Origin of the sequence: Streptomyces sp. NPDC002701 (genome assembly GCF_042889045.1) — a bacterium.
GTDB lineage: Bacteria > Actinomycetota > Actinomycetes > Streptomycetales > Streptomycetaceae > Streptomyces.
On sequence record NZ_JBIAQL010000031.1, the window covers coordinates 18227 to 42992 of the forward strand.

The 24766-nt window shown below is 68.4% G+C and carries 22 protein-coding genes and 2 pseudogenes; 16 read left to right on the plus strand and 8 right to left on the minus strand.

Going from position 1 to position 24766, the window contains the following annotated elements:
- Nucleotides 1–204: 204 nt before the first annotated feature.
- Nucleotides 205–1281 carry a recombinase RecA gene (gene recA, locus ACFYXC_RS38110; RefSeq protein WP_389557279.1) on the minus strand — a complete coding sequence of 359 codons (1077 nt, stop codon included), beginning with the start codon at nucleotides 1279–1281 and terminating at the stop codon, nucleotides 205–207.
- A gap of 574 nt (nucleotides 1282–1855) precedes the next feature.
- Between recA and ACFYXC_RS38115 the strand changes: the two genes are divergently transcribed.
- Nucleotides 1856–2362 carry a hypothetical protein gene (locus ACFYXC_RS38115; protein ID WP_389557280.1) on the plus strand — a complete coding sequence of 169 codons (507 nt, stop codon included), beginning with the start codon at nucleotides 1856–1858 and terminating at the stop codon, nucleotides 2360–2362.
- Nucleotides 2363–2720: 358 nt separating this feature from the next.
- On the opposite strand, the gene ACFYXC_RS38120 is transcribed toward ACFYXC_RS38115, so the two are convergent.
- Together ACFYXC_RS38120 and ACFYXC_RS38125 are read right to left on the minus strand one after the other, a co-directional pair.
- Entirely contained in the window at nucleotides 2721–3251 is a 531-nt protein-coding gene (locus ACFYXC_RS38120) for a hypothetical protein (RefSeq protein WP_389557282.1), read from the minus strand.
- A gap of 55 nt (nucleotides 3252–3306) precedes the next feature.
- Entirely contained in the window at nucleotides 3307–4068 is a 762-nt protein-coding gene (locus ACFYXC_RS38125) for a sulfite exporter TauE/SafE family protein (RefSeq protein WP_389557284.1), read from the minus strand.
- An 83-nt stretch (nucleotides 4069–4151) separates the two neighbouring features.
- Between ACFYXC_RS38125 and ACFYXC_RS38130 the strand changes: the two genes are divergently transcribed.
- A complete protein-coding gene (locus tag ACFYXC_RS38130) occupies nucleotides 4152–5102 on the plus strand; it encodes a LysR family transcriptional regulator (protein WP_389557286.1) in 951 nt (316 codons plus the stop codon).
- An 826-nt stretch (nucleotides 5103–5928) separates the two neighbouring features.
- Here the strand turns inward: ACFYXC_RS38130 and ACFYXC_RS38135 are convergent.
- Nucleotides 5929–6345 (minus strand): STAS domain-containing protein, encoded by a 417-nt coding sequence (locus ACFYXC_RS38135; RefSeq protein ID WP_389557288.1) that lies wholly within the window; start codon nucleotides 6343–6345, stop codon nucleotides 5929–5931.
- 729 nt (nucleotides 6346–7074) lie between these two features.
- On the opposite strand from ACFYXC_RS38135, the gene ACFYXC_RS38140 reads away from it, so the two are divergent.
- The 7 genes from ACFYXC_RS38140 (at nucleotide 7075) to ACFYXC_RS38170 (ending at nucleotide 12269) form a co-directional block, all read left to right on the plus strand.
- Nucleotides 7075–7806, plus strand: coding sequence for an ANTAR domain-containing protein (locus tag ACFYXC_RS38140; protein WP_388924497.1), 732 nt, complete (start codon nucleotides 7075–7077; stop codon nucleotides 7804–7806).
- Nucleotides 7807–7809: 3 nt separating this feature from the next.
- A complete protein-coding gene (locus ACFYXC_RS38145; protein WP_389557290.1) occupies nucleotides 7810–8553 on the plus strand; it encodes an ANTAR domain-containing protein in 744 nt (247 codons plus the stop codon).
- 107 nt (nucleotides 8554–8660) lie between these two features.
- Entirely contained in the window at nucleotides 8661–8918 is a 258-nt protein-coding gene (locus ACFYXC_RS38150; RefSeq protein WP_389557292.1) for a helix-turn-helix transcriptional regulator, read from the plus strand.
- A gap of 363 nt (nucleotides 8919–9281) precedes the next feature.
- Nucleotides 9282–9779, plus strand: coding sequence for a DUF5994 family protein (locus ACFYXC_RS38155; RefSeq protein WP_389557293.1), 498 nt, complete (start codon nucleotides 9282–9284; stop codon nucleotides 9777–9779).
- Nucleotides 9780–10064: 285 nt separating this feature from the next.
- Nucleotides 10065–10250: a hypothetical protein gene (locus ACFYXC_RS38160; RefSeq protein ID WP_389557295.1), complete on the plus strand. Its 186-nt coding sequence runs from the start codon at nucleotides 10065–10067 to the stop codon at nucleotides 10248–10250.
- A 165-nt stretch (nucleotides 10251–10415) separates the two neighbouring features.
- Nucleotides 10416–11483 (plus strand): transposase, encoded by a 1068-nt coding sequence (locus ACFYXC_RS38165; RefSeq protein ID WP_389557330.1) that lies wholly within the window; start codon nucleotides 10416–10418, stop codon nucleotides 11481–11483.
- Nucleotides 11484–11678: 195 nt separating this feature from the next.
- Nucleotides 11679–12269, plus strand: a complete 591-nt coding sequence (locus ACFYXC_RS38170; protein WP_389557296.1) for a hypothetical protein — start codon at nucleotides 11679–11681, stop codon at nucleotides 12267–12269.
- 359 nt (nucleotides 12270–12628) lie between these two features.
- Here the strand turns inward: ACFYXC_RS38170 and ACFYXC_RS38175 are convergent, their stop codons facing one another.
- The 3 genes from ACFYXC_RS38175 to ACFYXC_RS38185 are packed head-to-tail and all read right to left on the minus strand — an operon-like array spanning nucleotide 12629 to nucleotide 18326.
- Nucleotides 12629–13345: a hypothetical protein gene (locus tag ACFYXC_RS38175; RefSeq protein ID WP_389557297.1), complete on the minus strand. Its 717-nt coding sequence runs from the start codon at nucleotides 13343–13345 to the stop codon at nucleotides 12629–12631.
- The gene (locus ACFYXC_RS38180) at nucleotides 13342–17658 is read right to left on the minus strand and encodes a protein kinase (RefSeq protein ID WP_389557298.1); all 4317 of its coding nucleotides are present in this window, start codon (nucleotides 17656–17658) and stop codon (nucleotides 13342–13344) included. The genes ACFYXC_RS38175 and ACFYXC_RS38180 overlap by 4 nt, the downstream gene beginning before the upstream one ends.
- A gap of 5 nt (nucleotides 17659–17663) precedes the next feature.
- Nucleotides 17664–18326 carry a DUF7019 family protein gene (locus ACFYXC_RS38185; protein WP_389557300.1) on the minus strand — a complete coding sequence of 221 codons (663 nt, stop codon included), beginning with the start codon at nucleotides 18324–18326 and terminating at the stop codon, nucleotides 17664–17666.
- Nucleotides 18327–18590: 264 nt separating this feature from the next.
- Between ACFYXC_RS38185 and ACFYXC_RS38190 the strand changes: the two are divergent.
- Both ACFYXC_RS38190 and ACFYXC_RS38195 read left to right on the plus strand, forming a co-directional pair.
- A pseudogene (locus ACFYXC_RS38190) lies at nucleotides 18591–19155 on the plus strand (transcriptional regulator); the annotation flags it as partial.
- Between the two features lie 55 nt (nucleotides 19156–19210).
- Nucleotides 19211–19873, plus strand: coding sequence for a hypothetical protein (locus tag ACFYXC_RS38195; RefSeq protein ID WP_389557301.1), 663 nt, complete (start codon nucleotides 19211–19213; stop codon nucleotides 19871–19873).
- Between the two features lie 284 nt (nucleotides 19874–20157).
- Here ACFYXC_RS38195 and ACFYXC_RS38200 read toward each other — a convergent pair.
- Nucleotides 20158–20286, minus strand: a pseudogene (locus tag ACFYXC_RS38200) (IS5/IS1182 family transposase); the annotation flags it as partial.
- A 118-nt stretch (nucleotides 20287–20404) separates the two neighbouring features.
- On the opposite strand from ACFYXC_RS38200, the gene ACFYXC_RS38205 reads away from it, so the two are divergent.
- From ACFYXC_RS38205 to ACFYXC_RS38225, 5 genes are all read left to right on the plus strand, one after another.
- Nucleotides 20405–20887, plus strand: coding sequence for a hypothetical protein (locus ACFYXC_RS38205; RefSeq protein WP_389557334.1), 483 nt, complete (start codon nucleotides 20405–20407; stop codon nucleotides 20885–20887).
- A 181-nt stretch (nucleotides 20888–21068) separates the two neighbouring features.
- Nucleotides 21069–22286 (plus strand): IS110 family transposase, encoded by a 1218-nt coding sequence (locus ACFYXC_RS38210; RefSeq protein WP_389557302.1) that lies wholly within the window; start codon nucleotides 21069–21071, stop codon nucleotides 22284–22286.
- A gap of 104 nt (nucleotides 22287–22390) precedes the next feature.
- On the plus strand, nucleotides 22391–22687 hold the full coding sequence (locus ACFYXC_RS38215; protein WP_389557304.1) for a hypothetical protein: 297 nt from the start codon (nucleotides 22391–22393) through the stop codon (nucleotides 22685–22687).
- A gap of 306 nt (nucleotides 22688–22993) precedes the next feature.
- Nucleotides 22994–23626 (plus strand): RNA polymerase sigma factor, encoded by a 633-nt coding sequence (locus tag ACFYXC_RS38220; RefSeq protein WP_389557332.1) that lies wholly within the window; start codon nucleotides 22994–22996, stop codon nucleotides 23624–23626.
- Entirely contained in the window at nucleotides 23623–24696 is a 1074-nt protein-coding gene (locus tag ACFYXC_RS38225) for a CU044_5270 family protein (protein WP_389557306.1), read from the plus strand. Before ACFYXC_RS38220 ends, ACFYXC_RS38225 begins: the two co-directional genes overlap by 4 nt.
- Nucleotides 24697–24766 lie beyond the last annotated feature (70 nt).

The window sequence follows — 24766 nt, forward strand, 5'->3', positions numbered from 1 at the left end:
GTGTGAGCGTAGCCAAAACCTGCCGTCACAACGTCACCGCCCGCCCCTCTTCCTGGACGTGGGCACCGCGGTCGCCTCTCCACGGCATCCAAGGCATCTAGGGTGATGGCGCCGTGCTCGGCCGGTGTTCGCCGACGGTCGAATGGATCATCCCACTTGATTCGGTGATCTTGGTCCTTCCGGCCGGGGTCCACCTGTTGTCTGTCAAGCGGCGTTTCCCGCCGAGGCCGGGGCGACGTCGAGGGCCGGGACAGCACCTGTGTCCACGGCGACCAAGGTCTTCGCCGGTGTCCCGATTCCGAGCTTCTCGAGGATCTTCTTCTCGATCTCGTTGGCCAGGTCGGGGTTGTCCTTCAGGAAGTTGCGCGCGTTCTCCTTGCCCTGGCCGAGCTGGTCGCCCTCGTACGTGTACCAGGCACCGGCCTTGCGGACGAAGCCGTTCTCCACGCCCATGTCGATCAGGCCGCCCTCGCGGCTGATGCCCTGCCCGTAGAGGATGTCGAACTCAGCCTGCTTGAAGGGCGGCGCGACCTTGTTCTTGACGACCTTGACGCGGGTGCGGTTGCCGACCGCGTCGGTGCCGTCCTTCAGGGTCTCGATACGGCGGATGTCGAGGCGCACCGAGGCGTAGAACTTCAGCGCGCGGCCACCGGTCGTGGTCTCCGGGGAGCCGAACATCACGCCGATCTTCTCGCGGAGCTGGTTGATGAAGATCGCGGTGGTCTGGGACTGGTGCAGTGCGCCGGCGATCTTGCGGAGTGCCTGGCTCATCAGACGGGCCTGCAGACCCATGTGGGAATCGCCCATCTCGCCCTCGATCTCCGCGCGCGGCACCAGGGCGGCGACGGAGTCGATGACGATGAGGTCGAGGGCGCCGGAGCGGATCAGGATGTCTACGATCTCCAGAGCCTGTTCACCGTTGTCCGGCTGCGACAGGATGAGGTTGTCGATGTCGACGCCGAGCTTCTTCGCGTACTCGGGGTCGAGAGCGTGCTCGGCGTCGATGAAGGCCACCGAGCCGCCAGCTCTCTGTGCGTTCGCTACTGCATGCAACGTCAGGGTCGTCTTGCCGGAGGACTCCGGCCCGTATACCTCCACCACGCGGCCGCGGGGCAGGCCGCCCACGCCGAGGGCGACGTCCAGGGCGGTCGATCCTGTAGGGATCACCTCGATGGGCTCATTGGGCCGCTCGCCGAGGCGCATGACCGCGCCCCTGCCAAATTTCCGCTCGATCTGGGCGAGCGCGGTGTCCAGCGCCTTTTCCTGGTCGGTTCCTGCCATGAGCTTTCACCCGGTCCGATTGAGTGGCACGCCGCACGTCGGAGGACGTGAGCGTCTACTGCCGACAACGGACGTCTCGGAGATCCCGTAGGCGAACATCCGATCGATTTGCGTGTCCGGTGAAAGGTACCAAACTGAGGAGGACGGGCCGGGCTGCGAACTGGCGTGTTTCCGACAACTTCGCATGTGGTACGCGTGGCGATCTCGGAGCCCGTCGCAAACCGTGTCCGGCCTGCCGTTCTGCTGCTCTGGTGGTGTGCTCGACCTGATTTCCTCCGCCGAACGGGTCGAGTGGAAAGGCTGTGTGCCGTTGGGTTTCCGACCTGCAAGCCGATGAGAAGAGGCAGTTGTGCCTACCACGGTGCCGGGGCACAACGTGGGAAGTCTGAGGCTTGTCCCGCTGATCACCAGGGTCGGCTCCGCGCGGTAGGCGTGCTGGCGAGAGTGGGCTGCAGAGGTCTGATCCTCCTGAACACTGTCGGCGAATTCGACTGGTTGAGAGCGTGCGCGGACGGCTCCCACAAGGTGATCTCCTCGGTGAGTACGCCGAGCTGGACCTGGCTAAGCTGCGGGCGTGAAGTACAGCGAACTTGAGGCGGACGTTCTCCGGTTGATCGTCGCGGCCACCGAGGGTGGCGTTCGTGCGTTCGGAGAGGAGACGGTCACTCGTCTGGTGCGGCCGGAGCTGTTCCGTGGCGCGAACGAGGACGAACTCACCGATGAGGCCCGGTCCGCGCTGACCGCTGCCTGCGTGAACGTCCTGACGATCAGCTCCGCCGAGCTGCACGATGCGCTTGCGACAATTTATGACGGCGTCCTGGTCGAGGACGATCTGGACCCCGGAGTCCTTACCGCCATCCGTGCGTTGGCGCATTGGCAGAGCTACTTGGAGCAGAACCGGCGCGGTGAGCTCTACGAACTCGCCATCCGTTCCCTCGAGGACATCGATCACGAGGTCTCCGCCGACCTCGACGACATCCTCGCCAGCCCGGAGATGGCCGCTGAGTACGAGCGCATCCGCCGGTTGCTGACCCCGGCGTGGGGCGGGAACGCGGGACCCACTGAGACCTATGCATCGTGAAACGTGCACGTGAGGTCGCTGGTGTATGGGCGAGTTGCCGTGCTCGCGCTGTTCGGCGGCGGGTGTCCAGGGTGCAAGTCGTCTGCCCTGTCGGCTGCCTGCGGGACGAACACTCGGCGCAACTTTGCACTTGCTGATCCATTCCGAGCCACCTACTGGTGATCCCGGCTAACGAACTGTGTGGAACAGCCGGGCTACGCAGCCGCTCGTTGCATGGTCCGCAGACTGTGGGGACGTGGGTCCAGGTGGTCGGCACGGCTGTTGCGGCGGCATGGAGTCCCCTTTGGGGGACAGCATTCATCCGGTGCGTCCGGTGCGTCCGGTGCGTTCGGTGGTCACCTTCAGTGGACTCACTGTCCTATGTACCCCTGCGGACCAAGCCGCCGGAGACCGGTGCGGTGCCGAGGTCGCTGTCGCCATCCTCATGGCGCAGCACCCAGTCGTCGAGGTCGAGGGCCGTTTCCAGTGGCTCTCTGACCATGTGGGCTCGCAGGCTGCTCACCTCAGCGGCTCGGTCAGATCGCGCCCCCTCTGGGGAGAGCAGACCTTCCCGGAAAACGGCCTCGGGCATCGCGAAGCGCACGCGAGCGGTGGGCGGAGACACGTGCAGGACGTCGCCGATAAGCTGCCAGTCGGCGCCGCCGACGCGCTCGAACACGACGGCGGCTTGGAAGAATCGCTGCGCGGCGGCGAGTACACAGGCGGCGTCGGCCAGCACAGTGCCTGGCGCTCGGATGGTGCCGTCGGGGTTGAGTTCGTGCTCGCCAATGGGCACGGCGGCACGTGCGAGGTCGGCCAGTTCGCACGCTTCGTAAGCCATCACCAGTCTCGCTCGCGCCGCGTCTGCGTAGGGTGCGCTGGATCCCGCTCCCGTGCCGCTTTCGGTCATGTCAGTCAACCTCCGCTTTCGACGACGGCAGTGATCGCTGGGGGTTTCCACGTGGTCAGCCGCGTAGGAAATACAGGACGGTCGTGATCACGGCAGTCGCCAGGAGGACGCTCCGCAGCAGCCAGGCGGGAAGACGGCGGGCCAGGTAGGCGCCGGCGAAGCCCCCGGCCACAGCGCCGGTCAGCATGGCGGTGAGGGGCAGCGGAGCGCCTAGCGCGTCCGAGGCGATGAGGAACAGCACCGTTGCGCTCAGGTAGATGGCCGCGAGTTGGGTGATTCGCATCGGATTGCTGATCGCGGCGTCCAGGTCCAGGCCGATGGTCCACAAGGCCATCATCAGGATGCCTACGGCTCCGCCGAAGTATCCGCCGTACACGGCCAGGGCGAACTGTCCGATCAGGACGCCTCGTGAACGCATGCCCACCAAGCGGCCCAGCGCCCTGCTCAACGCCCGGGAGAGATGGCGGCCGGAGGCGAGGATCACGGTGGCGAAAGTGAGCAGCCACGGCGCCGCGGCATCGAAAGACGAGGCGGGCAGGACCAGCAGCAGACCGGCACCGAGGCCACCGCCGATCACACTGATTGCTGTCAGCGCCTTCGTGGATGTGGGCCCGACAGGGATGACATCACGCCGGTACACCCACGCGCTGGCCACGGCGCCGGGTACGAGGGCGACCCGCGACACAGCGTTCGCCGTCACCGGTGGCAGTCCGAAGGCGACGAGAGCGGGCAGCGCCACGAACGTTCCGCCACCCCCCATGGCGTTCAGGACTCCGGCGGCGAGACCGGTCAGCAGGACAAGCGAGAACTCGAGCACCTGCCGAGCATCGCCCTGTGACGAGCGGGCGCACAATGCGGAATCGGTGTACTCAGCCTAAGGGTGAGCCTTAGGCTGAGGCGGTGCGCTATGACCTGGACGACCTGCGGCTGTTTCTCCACATCGTCACGGAGGGGTCGATCACAGCCGGCGCTCACCGCATGCATCTGAGCCTGCCCTCGGCCAGCGCCAGAGTGCGCTCGCTGGAACACCACGCCGGCGTGGCACTGCTGATCCGCGGCCGGCGGGGCGTGCGGACCACGCCGGCGGGAACGACCCTGGCGCGCCACGCACGCGACGTACTCGACCGGACCGCGCGGCTCGAAAGCGCTGTCGCGAGCTACACCCGGTCCCCGACCGCTCCCGTGGCCCTGCTGGGCGGCGGCTCCGCGATGCACCGGCTCGTGCCGCAGGCACTGACCTCGTTTCTCCGCGCCCACCCGGACGTCGACGTCACGGTGTCGGAGAGCCGCACCCCGCAGACTGTGCGCATGCTCGCCGACGGCGAGGCAGATCTGGGGGTCGTCCTCGACGACGAGGCCGGCGACTGCGGCTTGCACATGGAGCCCCTCGGCGACGACTCCCTCGTCGTGATCGGCCAGAACGGAGGAATTCTCGCCGGGCGGACCGCGCTGACCTACAACGAGGTCGCCGAACATCCTCTCGTCGGGCTCGACGCCGACTCCTCGCTGCGCCGCTGGATCGAGAAGCATCTCGGGCCCCACGCCCCGGCCGTGCGCTATCGCACCACCGTCGCCGACCTGAACGTCGTCGTCTCCCTGGCCGCCGCCGGCGTCGGCCTCGCCGTCGTACCGCGCCGCACCATCGACTCCCACCAGCCGCTCGACGTGTGCGAACTGCAGGAGCCCTGGGCTCGCCGTCACCATCTACTGGCCTGGGGCGTCAAGGACCGCGCCTCGTCCACGGCTACCACGGCGCTCGCCGAACACCTGCGTCATGCGGCCCGGTCCGAGCCTTCCTTCCGTGGTGCACACGAGATCCCCCTCGGTTGGCAGTCATTCCCCGAGGGCTGACCGAATACGAGCCGAGACTTCTCTTCCTCGGCTGGCCTCGTACGTAATGCGGGGCGGATATCGAGATCAGGGATGGCCAGCGCGCGGGTTGCGAACCAGGACGGCCTTTTCCCGGGTCCTTTACTGGTAACCCGGCTGTGAGCCCTTGCGAAGTGCCCTGCGGGCGACCTCCGTCGCGTAGCCTTCCCGCATTGAGGGACCACGAGCAGGTCGCGCACGCCGACATCCTGTGCCGCCTGGAATCGTACGGGCCCGCCTCGATGGCCGTCTCCACACGGGACTCGGCGATCAGTACCTCGGAGCGAGTGACACGCGTCGTGGTCGGCGTCGGTCCAGTGCCTGAAGGCGCTGCGCTGTTAGCCGTCGCGGGACTCGGTTGCGGACGGCAGGAGGTACACGGCGTCGGCCGGCGGCAGGTGCTTCGCGGCGTCTGTTGCGCGGCGGGTGCGGCGGTGAGAGGAAAGGTCGAGAGGGCACCAGTGGTGACCGCGATCTTCGAGAATGAACTCTTGCTGCCCACCTGCCACGCAGCGGGCCGGCGCGGTGTGGGGGAGGAGACCCGGCTGGACGGGGGAGACCAGCCGGGGCCGTGGGGGGCGTGCGGCGGGCGGTCGCCTCGCGGCGGAAGGCACCGTGGGGCTTCAGCCGGACGATCGTCCCCATGGGCTGGAGGTGAGGCCCGGCTCTCAGCAGGACCTGCGGGAACGAGACATACACGCGGCGGTAACTGGATCACCGTCCTTGCTAATCGTGTCCGGCTGGTGATCGAGGACATCGCCGTGCCCGTGTGACGCCGGGCGGCAGGGATTGGTGGTGACGCCCGTGTTCAGGTCTCTTGTCGCTGTCTGCAAACTGCGTCCTGCACCGTGGCTGCGGGTTGGAAGACTTCGCCGAGTCGGACGGCTTCGAGGATGTGCAGGTGCCAGGGCTGGACGCAGACCAGTGTCAGTTGGCCGCTTCGTTCGGCAGTACGGCGTTGTGCCCTGCAGAGCAGGCCCAGGAGGGAACAGTCGAGGAATTCCACGTGCCGCAGGTCGACGATCACCCGAGGGCTGTGGTGGGTGGTGACGGTGTCGATGTGGTCCCTGATCTCGGTCACGGTGCTCAGGTCCGTGATGCCGTGGATCTCGGTCACGGTGATCCCGTGTTCGAGGTGGCTGCGCACGTGCGGGCTGGGGCCCGGGATCTCGTGCGGTGCCTGAGGGCGCTGGGGTGAGGCTGACATCGCGTCCTGGATGTCCATGGCGGTTCCTGTGGTGAGATCCCCGGCAGGAGCCAGGGATGGGCGGTCGTGGGACCGTCACCGGGGACAAGGGCAACGCACCAGTAACCATATGAAAGCAGCAGATGCGTAAACGTTCACGCAGGTGGTGTTCTACCCGTATGAGTGACATGCGCGGCGTGGCGGTGGGGGTTTGAGCGCCGTGGCAGCTACATGGGCAGGTCGTGAAGGGGAGGCGTCCGGACGGTGAGGAGCGTGACCGTGCACGTTCCTGCGCCGGGTACGGGGCATGTTCCTACGTCGTCTTCGGTAGTTGGCGGAGGACACCCGGATCGAGCATCCTGGTTGGAAAGGTCTGGAACGCGTGGTCCGCCCTGAGGCACAGTGCCCTACTGTGGGGGTATGAGCTGGCGCGGCGTGGTTATTGGCCGTGGCGCTTCGATGGCCCCTTGTTCCTGGGTCGTGTGGTGGCCGACCGAGAGCGGGCTGGAGCCGTATTACTGACACAACGGCTTCAGCCGACGTCCTCTCCGCAGATGCGCCAGGGAGTGTCCTGCTTACTTCCTGGCGCCCGGTTGGGACAGCCCGTGCGAGGACACCGTTCAGTGATCCGGGGGGAGTCTGTACGGTGTCCTCGCGCTCAGGCCCAGTGCGCGCGGTCCGAATAAATATTCTGTCCGTGCGTAGGGTGAATCGGGCGGCTGCTCACCTCGGGTGGCGCGTGTGTGTGGGTGTGGAGTTGGTGGCGTGATGGACGTAAGCGCGACCCTGGCCCGCATCTTGCGTGATCTTCCTGACGGGAGCGGATCCGGTCTGCTGGGTGGTGATCCGATGCGGTGTGCAGATGTGCTCGGCGTGGACGGGATCGCCGTGTCGCTGGGAACTCTTGACGTGTTGACTGAGCTGGTGTGGTCCACTCCCGGCCGCAGTGCCGCGCTGGACGACGTGCAGTGCACTGTGGGTGAAGGGCCGGCCTTCGACGCCTACCGCCACTGCACGCTGGTCGCGGTGCCGGATCTGGAGCACGCCGATACGCACCGGTGGCCGGCCTTCCTGCCTGAAGCGCAACGGACTGGCGTGCAGGCGCTGTTCTGCTTTCCCCTGCACCTGGGGGCTGTCTGCCTCGGGACGTTCACGGCGCAGCGCACCGTCCCCGGTCCTCTGAGCCCTGCCCAGATGAACGATGCGCTGATCTTGGCGGCCGCCGTCACCTCGGCGCTGATCCGCGACAGCGGGCAGCGGGCGTCCTTCGCCCGGGCTGAGCCTCACACTGAGCTGCATCGTGCCGCTGTCCACCAGGCCACCGGCATGATCAGTGTCCAGGCCGGCGTCCCCCTGCCCGAGGCCCTGGTCATCCTGCGTGCGCACGCCTACCGCACCGACATACCACTGCTCGCAACGGCCGAGGACGTCGTCGCCCGGCGACTGCATTTCCGGGACAATCGCGACGGGACATCCACTCCGTCCGGGAACAGGGACTGATCGATGATGACGAATCAGCAACGCGTGCTGGAAATCCTGGTGGAGGCCGTGGACACGCTCACCGAGGAATTCGATGTCATCGAGTTCCTGCACCGTCTGTCCATCCGCTGTGTGGAACTCCTCGACGTGGAGGCGGTCGGCGTGATGATTGTCGATCAGCACGACGAACTCCAGCTCATCGCCGCCTCCGACGAGAAGACCCATCTGCTGGAGCTCTTTGCTCTCCAGCACGCCCAGGGCCCGTGCGTGCGCTGTTACCACAGCGGCCAGGCCCAGTTGAACATCAGCCTCACCTCAAGCGCCGCCACCGTGGGTTTTGGTCCGTTCGCCGCCCATGCCCGGGCGGCGGGCTTCACGATCACGCACGCACTGCCGATGAAACTGCGTAACCAGACCATCGGCGCCGTCAACCTGTTCGGTACCCGACTCAAGCGTCTCAGCGACTCCGATGTCCAGATCGGCCAAGCCCTTGCCGACGTCGCGACCATCGCGATCCTCCAGCAGCGCACCATCGAGCAGGTCCACGTCGAAAAGGCACAACTCCAGGGTGCCCTGTCCAGCCGAGTGGTCATCGAGCAGGCCAAAGGCATCCTCGCCGAACGCCAGAGCCTGAGCCTCGACGACACCTTCGACGTCATGCGCACCTACGCCCGCCCCCGCCACCTGCGCCTGACCGAACTCGCCAAACAGATCATCGACAACACCTTCGACGGCGACTTCACCGCCGAAAGCCCCGACCAGCCATAGCAGAAGCCGACACGGACCAGAGCTGCACATGGACGCCCGCCCGCATCCCCCGGGGCCCGCACCCCTTCCGTCCAGCGTCCGGCCGGCCAGTCGACCGAGGAAAACGAATGCCGACCCCACGACAACCGTCCAAGCCGATCGGGTCCCTGCTGAAACGGGCCGTTGGACTTCCCGGGCCCGGTGAAAGGGCTCGGTTGCGCCTGGCCGCAAATTTGACGCAGGCGGAAGTAGCTGAGGCTGTCGGTGTCAACCGTGTCCAGGTGGCCAGGTGGGAGACAGGGCGGGCCGAACCTCGCCAGCCACACCGATGGTTGTATGCGCAGCTCCTGCACGATCTCGCTGGAAGATTTCCTCAGCGATCCTGAGGTGACGCCCCCGTAGTGGCGGAGGCCGTCGTGGTCACCGGTACAAAGGACACCCCGCTCACTTATCGAAGCCGTCAGAGGGATCCGAGGCGAGGTCGCATCCGGACTGTCTGTGCCACTCATCTGTGCAACCTGCTTGGTGACGCTGTGCAGCACCGGAGGGTGTGGTGCGGCACTTGTTGCAGATCAGAAGCGGAGCGCCGGAATTCCCAGCTTTGGTACGGTCCGTTCCCGGGTGCCGAGGAGTAGCCTTCAAGGTATCGAGGACATTTCGCACCCCGGCCTCTCCGCCGGAGTCGTTCTCGGTGAGCGACGACACTGGGCCGCGGCTGACGTGCGACGGCTCGGAGACAGGTTCGCGCGATGTCCGCGATCACTGACCACGCCCCGCTGAACACGGCGCCGTTCAGGGCTCCGACCGCTCGCCTCGCCCTGAAGCCTGCGGGCGGGCCTCGTGCGCTTTTGGACGGCGCATGGTGGCCCAGCTCCCGGGATCTGACGCAGGAACTTCCTGCTCTCGCAGACATGCTGGATCCTCTGTGGGGCCGGATCACCCGAATTGCCGTCAACCCCCGGCACTGGCCAACCGTCCCGCGGAGAGTTCCTGTCAACGGACATGTGGTGCGGGTGGGCTGGTTCTCGGAGCTGGACCCTCACAAGATCGTCCTGCTGTCCTACACCACGGGCCGTTGGGATCTGCTGGTGATCCCGCCGCAGACCAGCGCCCCGGCAGGCGCCCGCCTGATGGTCGCCGCGAGTGAGGTCGCCGCTCTCACGGTGACCGCCGACTCGCTCATGGCGGCGGAACAGACCTCCCTCTCGGCATCGGACAGTTCATGGCGACGTACCACGACACCATGATTCGCCAGGAAATCATTTGCAGACTCTGCCTAAATGTCGGCGATGCTTGAAAAGTGGTTCTGGCTCACTTTCTGTGCCAGCACCACGGACGGTCACTGAAACCGTGATCATGAACGGCCATGGGTGACACGCTTTTCCGCGACCCCTGGTTCCACCAGGTCGACGGCGTTGAGGTGGAATTGGTCGTGCCCGATGCCGGGTTGGTGATGGTGAAGGCTCGGAGTACGGCGTCAGCCTGCATGTCCGGCTTGTGGTGTGGTCTCGGTCCGTGTCCACAGCCACTACGTGCGGCGCCTCACGGATTCTGCGGTCGGGGGCAGGCGGACGGTGGTCGAGTTACGCGTCCGCCGGTTCCGCTGCCAGGAGAGAGGTTGCGCAAAAACGACGTTCGCCGGGCAGGTCGACGGACTTCCTTCCGCTACGGCCGCCGCAGCAGTGGTTTACACCACGTGCTGCAGCGCTTGGCGGTGATGCTGGCCGGGCCGGGGCCCAGCCGGCCAAGACTCTGCAGGTGGCGGTCAGCCGCTCAACCCTGCTGCGGCTGATGCGCGCGCTGCCCGACCCGGAAGCCCGGCCCCGCGTGTCCTGGGGGTCGACGAGTTCGCCCTGCGGAAGGGACGCGTCTATGGCACGATCCTGGTCGACGTCGAGTCCCGCAGGCCGCTCGACCTGCTGCCGGACCGCACCGTGGCCACGGTCTCCGCCTGGCTCGCCGCCCGCTCCGGCATCGCCTTCATCTGCCGGGACCGCTCCAGCGCCTACGCCGAAGCCGGACGCACCGGCGTCCCGGACGCCGTCCACGTCGGCGACCGCTGGCACATCTGGAAGAACCTCGCAGAAGCCGTCGAGAAGACCGGTGCCCGACACCGCGCCTTCCTGCGGCAACCCCAGGACGACGTCCCGGCCCCGGCTGTGACGGCACTGCTCCCGGACGGCAGCAGCCTTGCATGGCCCCCGCACTTCGGGACGCCTGTCGGACCGGGTGCGCCGGCAGCACTCGGCCGTCCACGAACTGATCGACAGGGGCGTGAGTCTGTGGGCTGTCGCCCGCCAACTGCAGATCAGCCGCGGCACCGTCTTGCGCCTGGCCCGAGCCTCAACGGCGGACGAACTGCTGGTCGACCGGTGGACCGGTCTCCTGCCGACGAGGTCGGGCAGCAGGTTGATGCACCCCAGGGCGGCGGTGACCAGGCCCGTGTTGTTGCCGACGGTCATGCTGGCGACGTCGGTGTCGCTGGTGAGGGCGTTGAGGTGCGGTTTGGTTCCCAGGTGCTGGGAGGTGGTGAGGTGCTCGGCGGTCGCGCCCGAGCAGCTGACGTCGGTAATTCTGGCACCGAGCGCCTTGGTGGCGATGTGCGGGTAGTCGGTCAGGTGTCGCAGGCGGAGCAGGTTCGAGGGGTCGATCGGCAGCACGAGCGGGGCAGCGACGAACGAGTCGCCCAGCGCCACGTGATCGAGGGGTTCGGTGGTCTCCCGCAGGGCCAGAACAAGTTCCTGACTACTCCCGGACAGCAGTTGCGCGACATCCTCTCGGCTCACGGGCCGGTGCACCGAAACCAATTCGTCCCGGTCCTGGCAGGCCACCGGTTCGGAAAACCGCCGCCCCGCCACCCGTCACGACGTGGGCAGAGTCCTCGCTACCGGCGAGGCATTCAGCCGCCCAGCCCACCACGAGGTGGGCACAAAACCGCGCCGAACTCGTGAAAGGACAAACCAACGAGCCCACCCGCAGCGGCAGCCGTCCATAGACGCCCTCCCCTGACGGCCGGGACATGACACCGGTGAGCGGCCACAGAGGGCCAATGCCTGCCGACAGGTTCCAGATGTGGTGGTCAGCTGGCAGCCTGTGCCCTGATGCCGGCAAGACCATGGCGGCAAGAGGATCGGTTGGAGGGGCGCATGCTGCGCGGCATATGGGCGTTCGTCTTGGTGATGGTGGCATTGTTGGCGACTCTGGCGATCTTGGACCTGAAGAACGACCCCGAACCGCGCGCGTCTTCAGTGCCCTTACCGGATCGGCCCGCTGAGGACCCTTGTCCCTCCGAGCTCGGCGACAAGCCACGTCGGTCGAAGTTCACCGACCAGGCAGCACCCTACGAGGGACCGGCCCCACATCCCGTCAAGATTGTGAACGAGTCAGGGTTTTCCGAGGCGAATGCTCCGCATCGGGACCTTCCCCATGGGTGGGAGGCGAACTACAACACCCTCGATACCCAACTGGTCGTCTGCGAGTACCTCGTGTCGACCGGGGCGGTGGTGGACTCATGTGAGTACGTCGGCAATAAATTCTTGCCGCTCGTCAGCGCCACGTGGACCTACCGGGTGCTGGCTGCCAGAACGGCCGAGCAGGTCACCCAGTTCACCCTGAAAGGGGCCGAAACCTGCCCGTTCGACATCACATACCCGGAAGGAGACTACCCGTCAGAGACTCCACAGTCTGTCCGCACCGAGGACCTGGAGAAGGCGCTTCAGCCGTTCGTCGCACCGTAGGTCAGGCCCGGCTTGCGTCGAGGCCGGTCGGCCGACCCAAGGACACCTCCGGTTTCACCGCCCCGTCCCACCGCATCGAACGGGGGGTTCGCGTGGAAGGTGTGCACCCGCCGCCACGCAAGGGACAGTGAACACAGCAAACGGACGAAGGTTGCAAAGCAAGTTGCGAGGTCGTTTTCATTTATTTTACGCCGTCACAACTGCCTCACTGGAGTCGTTGCGCCTCTAGGCTGCCGGATCGGCGGAGGCGACCACGGGGTCGATCGCTCATGCGGGCAACCTTCGGGATGCGACAGCGGAGCCGACGCCGGTGTGACGCGCGGTGCGGGTGCCGGAGAGCGGGAGGGTGTACCGCCGTGTCAGCGCGGCACCTCCACCTTGATGCCGCCGAGACTGTAGCTCCAGCGCGGGTCGGACCGGGAGCCGCTCTTCTGGGCGCCCTTCAGGTTCTTCACGAAGGCCCTGCGCTGGGCCGGGGTCGCCGAGCGCCAACGCAGTTCGAGGACCGGGTGCACCGGAGGAATGAGTTCACGCATCGGCTGGTCGAACCTGGCGAGACTCGCCTCGTAGTCGAACGGCCGGTAGACCAGATCGAGGTCGATCGACGGTGCCGTGCCGCCCGCCTCGTGATGACAGGAACCCAGCCAGTTGGCGAGGTGGTCCAGCCCGATCCGCACGTCGGAGGAGATCTGGTCCTGCCACTTGCCGAGGTAGGGCGCGTTCACCGCCTCCGCGGTCACCTCTTCCGGCATCACGATCAGACCGCTGACAGATGTGCCCGACAGGGCGACGTGGATACGCGGCCAGTGTCCGCCGGCCTCGATCCGGAAGGAGGGGAAGTGGCCCGCCATGCCCATCCCCGTCCGCAGTTGGGCCCAGCCCATCGCGTCGGACGGGGGACGCCCCGGTGAGTAGGGCCCGCTGGTGCGATGCCCGAGGTCGCCCTCCCGCATCATGAACACGGCTTCGAACACATCACCGCGCAAGGCCATGCTGACTGGGAAGTACGCCCCGACCTCCGCCATGAACGCCTTGCCGGTGATCAGGGTGCCGATGCTGGACGGGTCCGCAATCATCGTCTCCTCCATCCCCTCCGTGTCGGCTCGGGCGGTACCGGCCCGGGCAGACCGTCCAGTTCGGCCTGGACGGCGAGGGTGTCCGTGTGGTGCTCGCCCAGACGCAGCCGCCGTTTCGCCAGCACTTCGCGCAGGGCCTGCGCCGCGTCACGGTGCCGTCCGAGCCGGCGGTGCACACGGGCCAGCCCCACCCGGACCTCCAGGGTCTGGAGGTCGTCGGGGCCGAGGCGCCTCACGAGCTGGGGCACCAGCATGTCGTACAGCCGCTCGGCCTCGTCCAGTTCGCCCTTGTCGGTGAGCAGGGACGCGAGTGCCGTGATCGCCTCCAGGGTGGCCGGATGGTCCGGTCCCAGGTTCCGTTCGCGTTCCGCGGTCACCGCCCGGATCAGGGCGAGGGCTTCCGTCTGGCGGCGCAGATCGATCAGTACCGCGGCCCAGCCGAGCATCGCGCGCTGGGTCTCGACGTGCCCGGCGTCCCACAGGTGGGAGCGCACGTCGACGACGAGCTGCCAGGTCCGCTCGGCCGCGACCGGATCGCCCTCGCGGTGCAGGAGGGGGGCGGCCTCGGCGAGCGTGACGAGGTCGTCCTGGAGCTGGTGGGCGAAGTGGTTGGCCCAGAAGGACTCGGAGCGGTTGAGTTCCTCCTCCGGTCTCAGCAGCAGCGTGAGCGCCTCGGCCGTGCCCGGTGTCTCGTCGGGTTCCCGGCTCGCCAGGTCCTCGGCCACGAAGCGCATGTAGAGGCGGTAGCCCGTGTCGTTGCGGGAGGGGACCTTGTCCAGTTCGGCGGCGAGTTCCAGGGTGCGGGTGACAGCGCGCCGCTGCCGCTCGCCGATGCGGGCCATCGCTTCGATGAGCGCCGGGCGGCTGTCGTCACGGGACGGCAGCTCGACGGCGACCTCGGCTCGCAGTTCCTCGATCACGGGCTCGGACTCCGCGCGCAGCACCCCGGTCGCCGAGCCGAAGTCGTACTCCCAGTCCAGGGCCCAGGTCAGCAGGCGGCCGCGTTCGTCGCCGGCCAGGAGCAGGGCGCCGTCGGGGGCCAGTGCGACATCGGTGACCGCGTCCGAGAAGCCGGTGAAGGCCCGTAGTTCCCGGCCGCTCGTCAGGTCCCACAGCCGTGCCTGGCGGTCCTCGCCGCCTGACGCCGCGAGCCGGAAGTCCGGCGTCACGGCGAGGCTGCGCACGGCGGCAGTGTGCCCGGTGAGCACATGGACGCAGCGGGCGGCGACGACGTCCCACAACCGGACGGTGCCGTCGGCGGAACAGGACAGCAGGTGCCGGCCGTCCGCGCCGGGCAGGACGTCGACCACGGCATCGGTGTGTCCGGTGAGCACCGCCTCGCACTGTCCGTCGGCGGTCCGCCAGACGCGTACGGTCGCGTCGGAGCCGCCGGTGACGACGTGGCGGCCGTCCTCGCTCAGCCGTGCGGCGCCGATCCATTCCTCGTGCCCGCCCAGCACCCACCGCAGTTCGCCTGTGCGCAGGTCCCAGATCTTCACGGTGACGTCCTGGCCACGGGAGAGCCCGTAACGGTGGTCGGCGCTGACGGCCACGTCCAGCACGGCTCCGGGGTGGGCCTCCCAGCGTCCCAGGGACCGGCCGCTGGGGATGTCCCAGGCGGCGACGACGCCGTCGGCGGTCCCGGAGAGGGCCACCTGGCCGTCCTCGCTGAGCGCGACGTAGTACACGTGGTCGCGGGGGCTGGTGAACAGCTGGACGATGCGTCTGCCGCGGGGCTGCCAGGCGACGACCCGGCCGTCCTCGCCCCCGGACACCGCGAGCCGGCCGTCGGCGGTCATCGCCAGGGCACCGAGGCGGCCGGTGTGCAGGCTCAGCGTGTGCAGCAGCTGCCCGGTCTCCACGTCGAAGACCCAGGCTTCGGAGTTCCCTGCGCGGGCGAGCGCGGTGGGGCTGCGCCCGCTGAGTTCCAGCGCCCAGGACCGGTCGTCGTCGGGGGCGATCCGGCCCGCGGACCAGGCGTCGACGAGTGCGGTACGGCGGCCGAGGGCACCGAGTCGGCGCCACAGGCGTACGGGCTCGGTGTGGCGCCGGTGGCCGGGCAGTGCGCGGGCGGCGCGGATCAGTTCGGCCGCCTCCTGCAGCCGTCCGGCGGCGCCGTGCGTGGCCGCGTGGTCCAGCAGTTCGGCTGCTCGGGTGGCGGCGGCGGTGACGTCCCTGGCCTGGTGGGGGCGGACGTAGCTCCAGGGGGCCGGTGGTCCGGCGGGTGGCAGGTGCCATACGCGCACGGTCCTGCCCTCCGCGGTGAGGGCGCGGTGCCCGGTCGCGCTCAGCGCGACTTCCTTGGTGTCGGGTGTGGCCTCCAGGGAGAGGCGGCAGCGGCCCGTGGTGAGGTCCCACACCCGTGACGGTTCGGCGCGTCCGCCGCTGGAGAATCCGACCGTGCCATCCGTGTTGAGGGCTGTCAGGCCGTATCCGGTCTTGAGTACCCGTGGGGCGTCACCGGAGCCGAGGTCGGCCAGTCGGACGTGGGCGCTCCCGCTGGTGACCGCGGCGAGTCGGCCGTCGTCGGTGAACCGCACGCTCAGGCAGGCGAGGTCGAACCGGTGGACCAGTGCGCCCGTGCGTACGTCGTACACCGAGCTCGTCCGGCGGGTGTGGTCGACGACGCAGCACAGGGTGCCCCGGGCGCCCAGGAAGTCGGCCTGCATCTCGAACTGCCGGACCTCCACGGCTTCGCCGGTCGCCAGGTCCCAGGTGACGATCTCTCCCTCGTACCCGCTGGTGACCGCGTGCCGCTGATCCTGCGTCAGCGCGACCGCGAGCACCCAGCCGGGGTGGCCGGGGAGGTCGAACCCGGTGGCGGCCTCGAGGTCGAGCACCAGCGCGCGCCCGGTGCCCCCGCCGACGACCAGGACGCGTCCGTCGTCGCTGACCGCGAGTGTCGAGGCGCGGTAGTTCTCCAACCGCGATTCCTGACGGCATTCCCCCGTGGCCAGGTCCCAGATCCGCAGCCCGCCAGAACGGTCCACCGAGATTCCGGTCGTGCCGTCCGGGGTCAGGGCGAGGGCGGTGATCCAGCCGTCGTGTTCCCCGGGCAGCACGCACTGGGCCGGGGCGGGCGCGTCCCGCACCGAGGCGAGGGCGGCGGCGATCTGCGGGTGGTCGGGTATCCGTGCGGCCGCGTCCCGCAGCAGTTCGGCCGCGACAGGGGCGTCGCCCCGCTCGCGGTGTACCAGCGCGAGCAGGTACGTGCCGTCGTCGGGGTCGCCGAACCGCACGGACTCCAGCTCGTCCACCAGTTCGGCGTCGGTGATCACACCCGTCCGCCAGCGGTGCAGTCCGCGGTTGTAGCGGGCGTGCGGGTGATGGGGATCCGCTCGCAGGGCGCGGGTCCACAGCTCCTCGGCGCTGTCGCGGCGGCCGAGGTCCAGCATCGACAGCGCGTGGTTGGAGAGGCTGTCGGCGAGCAGGGTGGCCGCGGACGGGGCACGGCGGGGATAGGGGCCGATCTCGCGCCGGTGCACCTCGACCAGCCGCTCGGCGACCGGGCCGAGTCGTGAGGGGCGTGCGGCGGGGTCCTCCGCGAAGCACTCGCGCAGTACGTCCAGCATCTCGACCGGCACCCGCTGGATCGCGCCCGGCGTCCGGGACCGGGTGTAGTCCTCGAACGCGTCGCCCGCGGTGGTCCCGTCCCGCACCGGCGGCCTGCCCAGGAGCATCTCGAACACGGTGACCGCCCAGGACCAGACGTCCGTGGCCAGGGTGAGCCCGGACGGTGACCGTGCCTGCTCGGGCGAGCAGTACGCGGGGTCCAGGCCGCCCCGGCTGACGAACGGATCCGCGTCCCCGGCCGTGCGGGCCCGTGCCAGACCGAAGTCGGTGACTTTGACCGTGCCGTCCCGGGTCAGCATCACGTTGGCAGGCTTGACGTCCTGGTGCACGACGTCGTTCTCGTGCGCGTGGTCCAGGCCCCAGGCGGACTGGATCGCGACGTCCAGCAGCGTCGCGAGGGGATCGTCGCCGTACAGGGTCCGGTTACGGACGGCTTCCGCGAGGCTGCCGCCGTCGGCCCACTCGGCGAAGACCCTGGGCACGTCCTCCAGGGTGCGCACGTAGGCGCAGTTGGCGATGTGCGGATGCAGGCCCAGCCCCACCCACACCTCCGCCTCCCGCTCGAAGTCCCCGATTCCGTCCGGCGAGCGGACGACGGCCGGGCGCGGGGTCTTCACCGCCAGGTCGATGTCCCAGCCGCGGTGGTGGACCCGGTGCACCAGCCCGAGGCCGCCGGTGCGCACCACATCCAGGACCTCGTACAGGTCCAGGATGACGTCGCCGTGGCGCCAGGTGGCCATCGGCGTCAGTCCACCACGGCGGCGTACAGAGGTGTTCCGAGCAGCACCGACGTGCCGGTGCCGTCCGGGCTTTCGCCGTGCAGCAGCCGCTTCGCAACGAACTCGACGTTCTGCGCCGGCCAGCGCAGTCGCGCAACGGCCCGCTCGACGCGGCCCAGCGCCGCGCGATCGACGCGGTCGAGGTCGCCGTCCACCGCGTCGGCGACGTACTCGTCCTCCAGGTCGGAGGTGATCCCGAGGCCGTCGAGCATGGAGGACATCATCGAGCGCCCCACGCCGTGGGCCTCTGCGTCCGGCACGTAGTCGTACACGTGCCGGTACGAGCCGCCCAGGGCGACGACAGTGTCCTCGCTGCGCCCGCCGAAGAACACCAGGGAGGATGTGGGGTCATCGCGGAACGAACCCCAGCGCATCCGCAGCGAACCCCAGAAGTACTGGCCCGGTGCGTCCACTGTGCCGAGGTCACCGTGGTCGCGGAGGTACCGGACGACCGCCTCGCAACGGGTGATCCGGTCGTTCGGCGGGCCTTCGGTGGTGCGCTTCGCCGACAGCACGGAGAGGTTCACGCCTACCTCCGTCTGACGCTTGGCCCCGAACCCGGGGTCGATCTGCGGCAACAGCATGTCGACCTTGCTGTCGGAGATGTACACGTAGTAGCTCAACGACACTGCCGGATCCTCCCGAGCTTCGACCTTCCCAGCCTCCCGAGCTTCGACCTTCCCAGCCTATCGATCACGGCCCGTTGTGAGCCATGGGATGCGCGGTCGAAGGGAGTTGAGCCAAGCGGCGACGGCGATCCACACCACCCAGGCGGTTGCAGTGCGGCGGGGTCCGGATCCGAGACCGGAAGTGGGGACACGCCCGGCACGGCAGAACCTGCGCGAACGCGGGGAGCAGATCGCAGCCGCCGGTGGAGTCGAGTTGAAGGAGGCCAGCTGTCCGGCCCGGGACGGCCCGCCGACCCGCGGCTCGTGCTCACCGAGGCCGCCCGTGAGCGCTACGGCCTGCCCGTCGTGCTCACGGAGGAGGAGAAGTACACCGGGCGGATCCCGGAGGGCCACAAGGTCATCAAGCAGCTGGTGCGCGCAGTGGAAGCCGACCAAGCGGGGGTTCGGTCCGTGGGTACGGATTCACCGTCCGGCCAAGGGCTCGGACCGCCAGCGCGTGCAGCTGTGCATCCCGTCGTGGAACGCGCTGGACCCCCGGGTTGCGGGGCGCCGCCGCGCAGCTTCCGCCGGCGGAGCGCGCCCGCGTCCTGGGCGTGTACGCATCCTGGGCCATGACCCGCGCGGCTCCACCGCCGTCACCGGCCTGGGGCTGATGACGGCGCTGCCCCCGCCGACCCACGCCATACGCGATGAGGAGACCGGCGCCCTGCGGCGGCAGGTCGAGACCAAGACGCCCGGGTCGCTGGGCAGCGACCCGGTGGACTGCGCACCGTGCCAGGCCCCGGACGGGCACCCGGTGCTCAACAAGCTGGATCTGCCGCGCTTCCACTAGCGTCGACTCGGCCCGCATCGGGCGGTGTGTCGTACGGCGCAGGGCAAGGGGCATGGACGACGAGCGGCAGCCCTCGGTCCAGGAATCCCGTCAGCGTCTGGTCGGCGCCGTCGTGGGGGCCTTCGAGGACGCGCGGTTCGAGGCGCGGCAGGCTTCCCGGCACGAGGACCTGGCCGATGACGCCCGCGGCCCGGCGGAGCTCGCGAAGTGGGAGCGCATCGACCAACTGTTCGCCGCCGCGCCTGCGGGCACCGTCTACGCCCCGGACGCCGACGACGTCGTCCAGGCCGAGCCCGGCCCCGACACCGCGGCCGCCGCCGATTGGGAAGCCGAGCTGCGCGAAGCGCTGCCCGCGCCGACGAGCTCCATGCGCTGCGCGGCACCCTGGAGCAGACCGAGCCCCGCGACGGTGACGAAGTCGTCCGGGAGGAACTCACCCGTCGAGCTGGCGGCTACGTCCAGGCCGACGTCGGCGGCTGGCTCGTGCACACCCTGGCTGCGCACCGCGGGCACTATCGCGCCTTCGCCGCCCGAGAGGAAGCCGCCGGCCTTCTGGACGCCTCCGGTCCTTGCGCACGCCGCGCGCTCGCCCAACTTGCTGGCCTGGTCCCCGGCGCCGACGTCGACGAGCTGGCGTTCTCGGCCCGGATCGCCACCACCGAGCCCGAAGCCGCCAGCGCGCTCGCCGCGTTCCTCCGCTGTCCTCAGGCGTTGACGTTGGATCGTCTGCTATCGAAGTTGGACCGATTGAGCACCCACGAGCAAGCCCGACGGTTGGTACTTCGGCCTGCGGTGCCGGGCGGTTATCGGGAGGGTAGTTCAACGTGCCTGGGCAGATGCCTTGCCCCTCGACCTTGAAACGGGTGATCAGCTTGGAGGTCTTCGCTTCGAGCAACAGAAAGGTGGCCCGAGCCTGGATCAGCCGTACCTCGCCATGTCCCCGGTAGTCGCACTTGAAGTCCGTGAGAGTGAGCCTTTTCCCTCACCGGTCTGAGCCGGCAGGGTCATGACGGCTCGGGGGAGGCTTGTGACGCGAGTGGTCGAGCAGCGTAGCTTGCGGGGGAGTCTCCACGACTTGAGGGTGGCGACGGCTTGCTCGACCAGGGCCCGGATCTTGGCGTGAGACTGGGGAGTCTGGTGAGGGAGCCCTCCGAGGGGCCGGACACTGTCGTCTTGAGCACGCCGATCAGCTTCTCCGTTCCCCTCAGGCTGCCCCTGCCCGAACCGGCGTAACAGGGAGCACCGCATGGAGGAGCTGAGAGAAGACCACGGCGACGGAACGGTCGCCAGGGTCGCGGCGATCGACAGCGCCGAGGTAACCGCAATGACCTGTCTGCGCGTCACGCACGACACCATCGACGGCCGGCGGATCCAGCAGGTCTGGAACGTCGTCGCCTCGACCACCAACACGATCCTGGAACTCGGCGACCGGCTCATCTGCCAGGGCGTCGAGCGAGTCGTCCCGGAAACGCCCCGGCTCGTACTGGCGCCCGTTCTCCTACCTGCTCAAGGCCCGCGGTCTGGACCGTCGGCTCGTCAACACGCGCGATGTGAAGAACGTCTCCGGCCGCCCGAAGACCGACAAGCTGGACGCGGTCCGGCTGCCAAGCTCACCGAACACGGCATGATCCGCTCCTTGTTCGTCCCCCGTTATGTTTTCCGCGGTCCTGCAAGAGGGCCGCTGGCCTCCGGGCCCGGCATGACTGTGTCCCCCTGTCGAAGTCGATGACCTGGGGGGTGGTGTCACCGGGCCCGGGAGGTGCCGTCGGAGACGCTGATGAGAGGTCTGGCCGCCACCCGGTCCGGCGCAATGCCGGACAGCTCGCGGGATGGCAGGTCTGCATAACGTGGATGCGCGAGTACGACACCACTGCCGAGGCCGGCACCGCCAACACCCTTGGAAGGGCGCGATGTTCGACACTGAAGACGTGGGCGTGTTCCTCGGCCTGGACGTCGGCAAGAGTGCCCATCACGGCCACGGACTCACCCCGGCCGGCAAGAAGGTCTTCGACAAGCAGCTGCCCAACAGCGAGCCGAAGCTGCGGGCCGTGTTCGACAAGCTGGCCGCGAAGTTCGGCACCGTCCTGGTGATCGTGGACCAGCCCGCCTCGATCGGCGCTCTGCCCCTGACCGTCGCCCGCGATGCGGGCTGCCAGGTCGCCTACCTGCCCGGACTCGCGATGCGCCGGATCGCCGACCTCTACCCGGGCGAGGCCAAGACCGACGCGAAGGACGCCGCGGTCATCGCCGACGCCGCCCGGACGATGTCCCACACCCTGCGCTCGCTGGAACTGACCGACGAGATCACCGCCGAGCTCACTGTCCTGGTCGGCTTCGACCAGGACCTCGCCGCCGAGGCCACCCGCACCTCCAACCGGATACGCGGCCTGCTCACCCAGTTCCACCCGTCGCTGGAACGTGTCCTGGGCCCCCGCCTGGACCACCAGGCCGTCACCTGGCTGCTGGAGCGTCACGGCTCCCCGGCCGCCCTGCGCAAAGCCGGCCGCCGCAGACTCGGCGAACTGATCCGGCCCAAGGCCCCACGCATGGCCCAGCGGCTGATCGACGATGTCTTCGAGGCGTTGGACGAGCAGACCGTCGTGGTCCCGGGGACCGGCACCCTCGACATCGTCATCCCCACCCTGGCCGCCTCCCTGGCCACCGTCCACACCCAGCGCCGGGCCCTGGAAGCCCAGATCAACACCCTGCTGGAGGCCCACCCTCTTTCCCCGGTCCTGACGTCGATGCCCGGCGTCGGCGTCAGGACCGCCGCCGTCCTGCTGGTCACCGTCGGCGACGGCACCGGCTTCCCGAGCGCCGCCCACCTGGCCTCCTACGCCGGACTCGCCCCGACAACGAAGTCGTCGGGGACCTCGATCCACGGCGAACATGCACCCCGAGGCGGAAACCGGCAGCTCAAACGCGCCATGTTCCTCTCCGCCTTCGCCTGCATGAACGCCGACCCGGCCTCCCGCACCTACTACGACCGCCAGCGGGCCCGCGGCAAAACCCACACCCAGGCCCTCCTCCGCCTCGCCCGCCAACGCATCAGCGTCCTGTTCGCCATGCTCCGCGACGGCACCTTCTACGAACCCCGCGTCCCCAAGGACGTCGAACTCGCCGCATAACCCCACCAAGTCAAACCACCCCAAACCAAACCTGGGCGCCTTGACGAAGGACATAGAGGCACCCCCCCAAGCCGGTCCGGGGACTGCGGGACATTACCCGCACCGTGTTCGTCCAGGAACGCACCCGACACAAGCAGCAGGTGGACAAGATCCTGCAGGATGCCCAGATCAAACTGTCCGGCGTTGTCTCCGGCCTGTTCGGACTGTCCGACCGTGCCATGATGAACAGCTGTTCGACCTCGTTGCAGCCCGCTCCCCGCTCCCCGCTGTCGGCGCTGGGGGACGAGCAGCAGCTCCAGGCGATGCTGGCCAAAGCACTACGCCGGGCCCGGTACCGCAGGCTCCCTCGGCGGGTTGATCAGTGCAGAACGACGTTCGTTCAGAGCCGCCGCAAGCGATGATGCGGCCAACGAGTCAGCGAGCCGGACAGGCCGAGGCGGAGCGGCACGTCCCTCGTCGTGGGATCGCGCCCTTCATCCAGTGCCCACCGCACGTCGGAAAGGCCACTGGGACAGATGTCGCGTCCGGCCATGTCTCAGGTGCGCGCTGCGGTCCGGTCACCCTGGATAGTGGTCGAAAGGCGCTGCTCCGGGGCGTGTGCCTGTTTGCGCGGGTGCAGGGGAGATCCCCCTGTGGAGTTGTGTCGGTTCGGAATGGGTGTGACGCAGGCCACGGGAACCCCGGCCGGGCTGCGGAGAGTACATGATGTGAGAGACACAGATCGAGATGATGAGCTACGTGCACGCATAAGAGCCGGGGACCGCGAAGCGTTCGGCGCCCTGTACGACGCACACGCGCGTGCGGTGTACAACCATGGGCTGCGGCTGACCGGGGACTGGTCACTGGCGGAGGACATCATGTCCGAGACGTTCCTCGCCGCGTGGCGGACCCGTGCTTCCCTGCACCCCGAGGGCGGGTCGCTCAAACCGTGGCTCCTGGGGATCGCCACTCATAAGGCGCACAATGCCACACGCCGCCTGCGCCGACAGCGTCTGTTCCTCTCACGCCAACCGGCTCCACCTGCAGTGACGGACTTCGCCGAGGAGAGCGCGGGCCGGATCGACGACGCCCGCAGGCTGGCCGTGGTCCGCAGCGCCCTGAGCAGGCTGCGCAGTCAGGACCGTGAAGTTCTCGTCCTGTGCGTGTGGTCCGGCCTCAACTACCAGGAGTGCGCCGAGGCACTGGACATTCCCCTTGGCACCGTGCGCTCCCGACTCGCGCGCGCCCGCCGGCGGCTCGATCGGCTCAGTGCAAAGAGCATGGAACCGCACGGCCCCCGCGGAGAGGTAAAGAAGCAGGCCGCATTCGCGGCCACACGTTCACAGGAGGAAAACCGATGACTGCCTCAAACTGCCATGACGGTTTCGGCGACGACGCCGCACATCTGCGTGGGCTGTTGGCGGACGCACCCGAATGGGACCTCCCGCCCGCCCGCCACCTCCATCACCGGAACATACTGCTGCGCGAGATCGACCAGGAGCAGATGGCCGCCCCCACCCCGGCAACTCCTGCGCGCCAGCGTCAGCGGCTGCGTTCGGCCCTCCTGCTGCCCGCCACGGCCGTCGCCCTCACCGGCGCTCTGGTCTTCGCACTTCCTGGCACGGAGCAGGAACCTGGAGCCAAGGCAGAGGCGACCGAAGCGCAGCAGGCCGCAGCGAAGGACGTAGTGCTCATGCTTGACCGCATCGCTGCCGCGTCCATGCAAGTCGACGTCAAGCCGGTCCGCGACGACCAGTTCGTCTACGTCCGGAGCCTGGTCCGCAGCAACGAAGGCACCTTCGACGGCCCGGTGAGGCTCGGCGCTCCACACCGCCGCGAGATCTGGGTGTCGCAGGACTCCGCACCGGTCACCCGCACCGGGACGATCCGTGAGTCCGGAAAGGGCGTTCCTAAGTCCGGACAGCGGATTCCCATCGAGAATGCTTCTCAGCAGGGAGTCCCAGCCGGGATCGACCGTCCCACCTACCAGTGGTTGGCCAAGCTGCCCACCGACACGGATGCTCTGCGTAAACTGCTCTACGCCCAGACTCGACCCCTCGAAAACGAATCGAAGGACCAGGCCGTCTTCAGGAAGATCGGCGGCCTCCTGAACGAAACAGTCATGCCGCCGGCCACTGCCGCAGCCCTGTACAAGACTGTCGCCACGATCCCAGGCGTGAGCGTGACCACCGACGCCACCGACGCTGCCGGGCGCCACGGGATCGGAATCACCCGCGAGGAGACCGGCACCGCAGCTCGAGACGAGTGGATCTTCGACCGAAACAGTTTCACACTCCTCGGCTCGCGTTCCTACCTCACGCATACAGCCGGGACCAAGCCTTCCACTCTCTACAACAGCACCGCCATTATGGAAACCGGCGTCGTGGACCGGGACGACCGCGAACCTGCGGACAAGCAAAAGACGGCTTGAACAACGGGACAGCGCGGACTCTCGTCCCGATAGGGATCGAGGGCCCCTGCAAGATGCGATCCCAACTCGT

Bases quoted from the DNA above. Each gene is read 5' to 3' on its own strand.
- ACFYXC_RS38135 (WP_389557288.1), bottom strand. From the start codon at position 6,345: ATGGACATCCAGGACGCGATGTCAGCCTCACCCCAGCGCCCTCAGGCA.
- ACFYXC_RS38180 (WP_389557298.1), bottom strand. From the start codon at position 17,658: ATGGCCACCTGGCGCCACGGCGACGTCATCCTGGACCTGTACGAGGTC.
- ACFYXC_RS38120 (WP_389557282.1), bottom strand. From the start codon at position 3,251: ATGACCGAAAGCGGCACGGGAGCGGGATCCAGCGCACCCTACGCAGAC.
- recA (WP_389557279.1), bottom strand. From the start codon at position 1,281: ATGGCAGGAACCGACCAGGAAAAGGCGCTGGACACCGCGCTCGCCCAG.
- ACFYXC_RS38210 (WP_389557302.1), top strand. From the start codon at position 21,069: ATGTTCGACACTGAAGACGTGGGCGTGTTCCTCGGCCTGGACGTCGGC.
- ACFYXC_RS38175 (WP_389557297.1), bottom strand. From the start codon at position 13,345: ATGATTGCGGACCCGTCCAGCATCGGCACCCTGATCACCGGCAAGGCG.
- ACFYXC_RS38150 (WP_389557292.1), top strand. From the start codon at position 8,661: ATGCCGACCCCACGACAACCGTCCAAGCCGATCGGGTCCCTGCTGAAA.
- ACFYXC_RS38140 (WP_388924497.1), top strand. From the start codon at position 7,075: ATGGACGTAAGCGCGACCCTGGCCCGCATCTTGCGTGATCTTCCTGAC.
- ACFYXC_RS38195 (WP_389557301.1), top strand. From the start codon at position 19,211: ATGGACGACGAGCGGCAGCCCTCGGTCCAGGAATCCCGTCAGCGTCTG.
- ACFYXC_RS38145 (WP_389557290.1), top strand. From the start codon at position 7,810: ATGATGACGAATCAGCAACGCGTGCTGGAAATCCTGGTGGAGGCCGTG.
- ACFYXC_RS38170 (WP_389557296.1), top strand. From the start codon at position 11,679: ATGCTGCGCGGCATATGGGCGTTCGTCTTGGTGATGGTGGCATTGTTG.
- ACFYXC_RS38205 (WP_389557334.1), top strand. From the start codon at position 20,405: ATGGAGGAGCTGAGAGAAGACCACGGCGACGGAACGGTCGCCAGGGTC.
- ACFYXC_RS38155 (WP_389557293.1), top strand. From the start codon at position 9,282: ATGTCCGCGATCACTGACCACGCCCCGCTGAACACGGCGCCGTTCAGG.
- ACFYXC_RS38225 (WP_389557306.1), top strand. From the start codon at position 23,623: ATGACTGCCTCAAACTGCCATGACGGTTTCGGCGACGACGCCGCACAT.